Source organism: Pseudoalteromonas sp. S3431, from assembly GCF_000690035.1.
In the GTDB taxonomy this organism is placed as follows: domain Bacteria; phylum Pseudomonadota; class Gammaproteobacteria; order Enterobacterales; family Alteromonadaceae; genus Pseudoalteromonas; species Pseudoalteromonas fuliginea.
This window is the reverse complement of sequence record NZ_JJNY01000047.1, coordinates 70232-77646: the sequence shown is the minus strand read 5'-3', so window position 1 is coordinate 77646 and position 7415 is coordinate 70232. Positions and strand designations below refer to the sequence as shown.

At 38.5% G+C, this 7415-nt stretch carries 5 protein-coding genes; 1 reads left to right on the top strand and 4 read right to left on the bottom strand.

The genetic code is table 11. The annotated features are described in order from the left end of the window. Window positions 1-107: 107 nt before the first annotated feature. The 4 genes from DO88_RS07015 to DO88_RS07030 all read right to left on the bottom strand — a co-directional run bounded on the left by DO88_RS07015 (window position 108) and on the right by DO88_RS07030 (window position 4841). Window positions 108-797, bottom strand: coding sequence for a helix-turn-helix transcriptional regulator (locus tag DO88_RS07015; RefSeq protein ID WP_008134135.1), 690 nt, complete (start codon window positions 795-797; stop codon window positions 108-110). Window positions 798-893: 96 nt separating this feature from the next. Continuing rightward, the gene (locus tag DO88_RS07020) at window positions 894-2405 is read right to left on the bottom strand and encodes a trehalase family glycosidase (RefSeq protein ID WP_033039844.1); all 1512 of its coding nucleotides are present in this window, start codon (window positions 2403-2405) and stop codon (window positions 894-896) included. 14 nt (window positions 2406-2419) lie between these two features. Then, window positions 2420-3658 carry an MFS transporter gene (locus DO88_RS07025; RefSeq protein WP_033039842.1) on the bottom strand — a complete coding sequence of 413 codons (1239 nt, stop codon included), beginning with the start codon at window positions 3656-3658 and terminating at the stop codon, window positions 2420-2422. 175 nt (window positions 3659-3833) lie between these two features. Further along, complete coding sequence (locus tag DO88_RS07030; RefSeq protein ID WP_007378432.1) at window positions 3834-4841, bottom strand: LacI family DNA-binding transcriptional regulator; 1008 nt, start codon at window positions 4839-4841, stop codon at window positions 3834-3836. 285 nt (window positions 4842-5126) lie between these two features. Here DO88_RS07030 and DO88_RS07035 point away from each other — a divergent pair, with 285 nt between their 5' ends. Next, window positions 5127-7379: a TonB-dependent receptor gene (locus tag DO88_RS07035; RefSeq protein WP_033039840.1), complete on the top strand. Its 2253-nt coding sequence runs from the start codon at window positions 5127-5129 to the stop codon at window positions 7377-7379. The last annotated feature ends 36 nt before the right edge of the window (window positions 7380-7415 follow it).

Sequence of the window (7415 nt, the reverse complement as noted above, 5' to 3'; positions counted from 1 at the left end):
ATTTAGCTCAAATCTAAACTAACAGTCACCATTAGAAAAATGGGTAACTGTCAGATCAAGTCTGAGCTAGTACACCTTATTTATACAAAAATTTGATCCTGAAAAGGTTATTTAGCCATTGGCAGTAAAACAGAAATATAACGTTGTGCCCAATTAGCTAGTTCTACTCGATTACGCGAACTCGTTTTTTTAAACGCACTGTATAAATGGGTTTTTACTGTGTGGTCACTTATATTAAGTTTATCGGCAATAGCATTATTACTGGCACCTTGCGCTATGAGATAAATAACCGATTTTTCTCGTTTAGTTAAATGATCATAATCATCTTTTTTTATTTCTATACCATCGTACAAACTGTTAAATGATGATGCTACAGCCAAAATATCATTGAATGCGATTGAAATAATTTTTCGTGCAAACCAGAGTTCACCAGCATTTATTTTAACTAATCCTTTAAAAATAACTTCTGGAGGATCCGATTTATAAAATACGCCATTGAAATGATTGAGAAGTAAGTTCTTTTCACATACCGTTTCTCGCTCAACATTAAAGACAACAACGTTACAGTGCTTCGCTAAGCAAATTAAATCGGTGGGAATAAGGTCTTGCCAATTATTTTTAGTGCCATCAATCAAAAACAAATCATAATGCGATCGTTCTTCTAGCTGAGGTACTGTGTCATCCATTTTTATATCGGTAAACAGCGCTTGTAGTGTTCTTAATATAGCGGTGTAACTATGAGAGTGGAAAGATGACTGAAAAGTTGTTCTTACAAACACGTGATTTTTATGTGACATAAATTTCATCCATGAAACGTTTATGCAACATTACCTAAGTTATAGGTAACATACAATCCGATAATGGTATTAAAAAATTATAAGTAACCCAATTATTTAAAACTCTGGATTATTTAATAACGTATAAAATCTTGCCGTTACACCATTAGTCCAACCAAAACCCTGCTGTACTTGATATTCACCACCACTGGCTAAAACCGCTGGTGTGCACACATTGTATTTTTCGAGTAAACACTTATTTGCTGCAAAGTTTTGCTCAACCATATTTACCCAATTTTGCATTATATGTGTACTCAATTGTGTTATACCGTAGTTATTAAGCCCTTTTACCGCAAACCATTGTAGTGGAGCCCAACCATTTGGACTATCCCACTGCTGAGCCGTTTGAGTAATAGTTGTAACAATGCCACCCTCTTTTAAAAATTCATTGGCTAATCTTGTAGCTACCTTAGTTGCTTGCTCATTACTGGCTAAATTAACAAATAAAGCAGTAGTTGCCGCTGCACTAAGTATTGGAGATTGAGTCGTTGTACGGCAGTTATAATCAACAAAAAAACCGGTTGGTTCATTCCAAAGGTAAGCATTAATAAGCGCCTTGCGATTGCTAGCAAGTAATTGGTAATGCTCTGCTTGTTCACTATTGCCGAGCAATTGAAAGAATTTGCTTAACTGATTCTCTAAGTTATACATAAGGCAGTTTAAATCTATAGGAACAATATCAGTTGTTTGAATAGAGCTTAGTAAATTAGATTTACCAAGCCAACGAGAACTAAAGTCCCAACCCGACTCACATGCGGCGCGAATATTACGATAAAAATCAGATTTTTTCTCCTTCGCCAACCCTTCCGCTAGCGCTAAATCTTCACGCAATGACTCTGCCCTTGGCTCACTTACATCGTCCCAATAACGATTTAAAATACCACCACAAGGCATTCTTACTACCCGCTTTGAGCTCAATACATTAGTCGAAAGCAACTGAGCGCCTTGCATCCAAAATATATATTCTTTTTCAAGTGCTGCAACACACATAGCAAGCCATTGCGTATTGAGTGATTTACTATGCGTATGTTCCCATAATAATTCGACCATGAGTGCTAAAATAGGTGGCTGCGAGCGTGATAAATAATAGCGACGGTTACCATTTGGAATACAACCATAATCGTTAATTAAATCGACAAAGTTAAGTAGCATATCTTCAACTACATCACCTTTATCTGCATCGATTAAACCCAATGCTGTAAAATAACTATCCCAATAGTAAATCTCTTGAAAGCGCCCGCCAGGCACAATATAGCTGTGCTTTAGTGCTAGTAATGAATCTTGCTTTGGGGTATCCGCCTCTCTTCTAAGGCCACTCCACAACGAGTTTATATAATGTTTAACCGATGTCGTATCAGCCTCAGTGCTCATTGCTAGCACTGGGGAAGTAATAAAGTGTGCGTTTACAAACTCACTAAGCTGCGTATTAGTTAAAGGCGCTAATTGCTCATAACTTTTACATGCACTTTGCCAATTAACACGCGCAATTGCATCTGCGAATGTTTTACAGTCGCTAAATACATGCTGCGTTTGAACATCTTTAAATAATTGGCTGTCAAAAAAACTCATAACTTTCCTTACTGTTAAGCTGTCGTTGCATGTTGCGAGATAGCGTCGGTTCGCTTTTTGAAAAAAATCACGCTGATAAAAATCAAACTAATGGGTACCAAAGAAAGGTAAAATGCATGCTGCCCACTAAAATTCTCAAACACATAACCAGTTATTATTGAACCGGTTGTTCCTCCAAGTGCTGAAAAAACCACAATTAAACCAGTCATAGCTGCATGGCGATGTTTTTCAAGAGCGCTGAGCATAACTGAGTTAAGTACCGGATAAATAGGCGCCATGAAAAAACCAATTAACGGTAAAATAAATGCAGCAAGTGGTGCATCAAATAAACTAATTACTGTATTTTCAGTAACATTCTCAGTAAGCGGTAGGGTAATAAGTATGAGGCCAGCCATCGCAATTAAACAACTGCTCAATACAACAAACCAGTGAATGTGTTTAAGTACTTGCCCTGCCACTAAGCGCCCAAACGCAAGTGCCGCAGCAAAAATACTGGCCAGCTGGATACTAATAGCCACAGGGAGTTTTAAAACTTCATTATTGAATGTGGGTAGCCAAGTACCTACGCCCTGCTCAATTAATACGTATAAAAAAGCGCTAATTATAAATATGAGTACCAACGGTTGATATGTTAGCTTAAGCATGGCGATAAAATCGAACCAACCAGAGCGTTTAGTTTTACTTATAATGGCGGGCATTATAGGCGCAGCAATTACGCTCGTTATAACTATTAGGGTTAGCGCTGCCAGTAAGTAATAAACGTTGAGCCACGCGGTTGAATCGTTTGGATCTATAAAAGCAGTAAAAATCCAATAGCCACTTAACACACCAACCATGAAAATGCCTTCAATGGTGTTTAACAATGAAGAGTGGCTATTTGCATCACCTGTCACTTGGCCGATAATAGAGTAAACCGACACTTTGACCACAGCAAAGCCACAACCAATAGCGGCAAATAAAATTTTAAACGCATAAAAGTCACTAATTAAAGCCGTACTTACACAAGCAACCGCAACAACAGTAAGTGCCCCAAGCATGGCCAGTTTATAGCCTAGGCGAGGAATAAACGAAGCCACTACAAATGACATTATCGCAATGGATAAATCTTTAAACCCCTCAAGCACTGAAGCTTCTGTTTTACTTACCCCAAGGGTATTTATTGCCTGCAAAATAACGGTGCCCACGCTATTTAACAAAATAGCGAAAATAAAGTAACTTGCTGCAATTGCCAGTGTGACTTTTGTTTTACTCATAATTACCCTCGCTTTAAAGCGTTATTTAAACGCTATAACGACCTTTATTGTATGCCCATAACGAGTGCATACACAGTGTGTGTTTATATCAGTGAGGTTTGAGTTTAGTTTAGAATAGCCCTCAATGCAATCGTTTGCATTTTAAATTTAACATTAACTCAACATGATTTATAAACTATCGTTTACTTGATTGGCGGGTAATCAGTTCAATATCAATTACTTGTGATTCAACTTTTTCACCAGCTAGTTGCTGCATCAACTTTTGAACTAATAGCGTGGCTGCGTACTGTGTGTTTTGTCGGATAGTTGATAATGAAGGGTGGCTAATGTCGGCCATAGCAATATCATCAAAACCTACTAGAGCGACATCATTAGGAATGCTTACATAACGCTCTTTTAAGGCTTTCATGGCACCTAAGGCAACCATATCACTACATGCAACTATAGCATCAAAATAAAGGCCTTTTTCACGCAGTAATTGGTTAATTGACTGATACGCTGAGCTACTTGTAATATCAATAGATACAACATGTTGCTCTAATTTATGGGATGCTAATGCGGCAGAGTACCCTCTGTGACGCTCACTAATTTCACCATGTTCTGGATCACCTAAAAATACAATGTTTTTAGCTCCGTGCTCTATTAAATGCGTTGTTGCTTGCAAGCCTCCCAAGTAATTGTCACTTCCTACAATGGGGTAGTTGCTAGGTGTTTTAGGATCTCCCCATACCACCAGCGGAATACCTGCGTTAGCTGCATTTTCTATATTGGTTTGGTTTTTACCTTGACCTACAACAATAATACCGTCTGCACGGCGGCTATTAATAAAATAATTAGCCCAATCGTCTTGCGCCATGATTGAATTAGATAGTAAAAGCTCTAACCCTTGCTGATTAAGTGCAAGATTAATTTCGCTCACTACTTTAAGTAAAAACGGATCGCTAATCGACTGCTCTGTTTGTTCGTCAAGGTTAATTATAACCGCAACTACATTGGTTTTTTGTGTCCGCAACCGACTTGCAGCCGTATTAAGGCTAAAATTATGCTCTTTAGCTAAGCGCTGAAGTTTGTCGCGCGTTTCTTGTTTAATTAGCGGGTTATCATTAAGCGCACGCGAAACTGTAGAGGTAGACACGCCTGCTAGTTTCGCTAAATCAGTTAATTTAATTTTTTTGTTATTCATGATCTTCCTAAATAGTCGCTTACCACTGATCAATACAATTATCTAACTCGCTGACAATATAGCATTATTATTTTTTGCTGGCGCGAACAACGACCCAAAAAGTGTTTAACATATAAATAAGCTCAATAAATAAACTATATAAATTCATAAATAATTTACAAATAAATATTGCAAACGTTTGCATTTATCTCTAAGGTTTCAATATACACAGCCTATTTACAATGATTTTTAGTAAAAAGACTGCAGAAATACACTGTTTAATACACTAAAAACGGGATCACACACATGAAAATCAGTAAAGCAAAAAGTACACTAGCGTGTGCCATTACTTTAGCGCTTAGCACTCAATGCGCATTTGCTGCAGAGCAAACACAAGAAAAACAAAAAGTTGAGCGTATTGTAGTATCAGGAACACCCACAGGTGTTGGAATAAGAAAAATAGATGCCAGCTATGCGGTAACTAATATCGATAGTGAACAAATTATTAAATTGTCTCCAAAAAGCACCGCTGACTTATTTAAAGCAATACCTGGAGTTTGGGTAGAAAGCTCAGGTGGTGAGTCAGGTGCGAATGTATTTGTTCGTGGCTTTCCTGGCGGTGGAGATGCCCCATTTTTAACGCTAAGTATTGAAGGTTCACCAATTTACCCAGCGTCAACCTTATCGTTTTTAGAAAATTCATCAATGTTTCGTGTTGATGAAACCATTGAAACTGTAGAAGCACTACGTGGTGGGCCAAACCCTGTTTTATCTAACGGACAACCTGGGCTAACAACCAACTTTAGGTTAAAACGTGGTGGCGAAGAAACAGAAGGCTTATTTAAATACACAACTTCTGATTACGACTTACAGCGCATTGATGCTGTAATGAGTGGTGAAATTACTGACGATTTATACTTTATGGTTGGCGGGTATGTAAAAAGTTCACCAGGTATTCGTGATGCGGGCTTTACGTCAGAAAAAGGCAGCCAATTTACAATTAACATCACTAAAAACTTAGATAAAGGCGAGCTTAACTTTTATACCCGCCAAACTGACGACCACGGCGCGTGGTACTTACCAACGCCACTCAATGTTGATGGTATTGACGCACAATACACACAACTAGGCACGCTAAATCGCCAAGCAACAATATTTACAGGGCCAGATTCGCAAGCACACGATATTGACTTAGGTGATGGCCGAGGCTGGGACGGTCATGTTTCAGGCGGTAGTATTAAGCTCGAACTTAAAAATGGTTGGCACTTTTCAGACCGTTTTAACATTACTAAAGGCGATGCAAACACCTACGGTTTAGTACCAAGTGGCTCAGCAACAACCATTGGCGCAGTCGCTGATAACGGTCAAACGGCGTTTGGGTCAGTAACAAATACTGAATATGCAAGCGCTACACCTGTTCAACAGCTTGGACGATGGGTGGTGCTTAAAGAAATTAGCTCATTTACTAATGATTTAGCTTTTTCAAAAAAGTTTGGTGATTTATCAACAACATTTGGTTACTACACCGCAAGCACTTCGGCAAAAGATTGGTGGAGCTTAGGTAACACTGCATACCATGTACTTGAATCAGGTGGCGAAGCATTAACCGGTATTGAATGTAACCAAAGCACCGATGGCTGTGATTTTAACTACGATATTAGCTCAACAGGTGATGCCCGAACTCACGCGTTTTATGTTACTGGTGAATACAAATTTGCTGATGCATTCACACTGGATGTTGGCGTACGTCAAGAAAACCACGAAGTACATTACAGTGTAGATGAAGGCCTTGACGGCATTATTACTAAAGCCGTTAGCTACGATGAAAGTAAAACCTCTTGGACTACAGGTTTAAACTACTCAATTAACAATGATATGGGTGTGTTTGCCCGTGTTAACCGTGGTTATAAAATGCCGTATTTTGATGATTTTAGAGATAATTTTGATGCTTACCAAGGTGGCGAAAAGCTTATTAAAGAAATTACTCAAGGTGAACTAGGTTATAAATTAATTACTGAATCAACCGACTTTTATGCAACCGTATTTGTAAACGAAGTAAAAGGCGACACCTTTGTACGTCGCCCAGGTGTACCAGCAGAAATTTTAACAAATGAAGCGTACGGTATAGAGCTCGATTATAACTTTAACCATGAGTCTGGTTTTTCTGTTAATTTAAACACCACATTACAAGATGCTGAAATTACTCAAAGTCCAACAAACGATGGCAACCAATCCCAGCGCCAACCAAAATGGCAAGTACGTGTAACGCCAAGTTACGACTTTGAGCTACAAGGTATGTATGCAACTTTATACGGTACACTTTCAGCGGTTGATGATCGCTTTGGCAATAACGAAAACACTGTAACACTCGATGGCTACGAAAAAGTTGATTTAGGTTTAATACTAGAACCAATGGAAGGCATTAAGCTTCAAGTAGCAATAGATAACTTAACGGATGAGCAAGGCATTACAGAAGGTGATCCACGTAATGCTGATGCACCAAATGGTCGTTACATTATGCCTCGTACAACGCGCTTTAGTGTAAGTTACGCGTTTTAAATAAAATACAATATAAAGGGAGCATTCGCTCCCTTT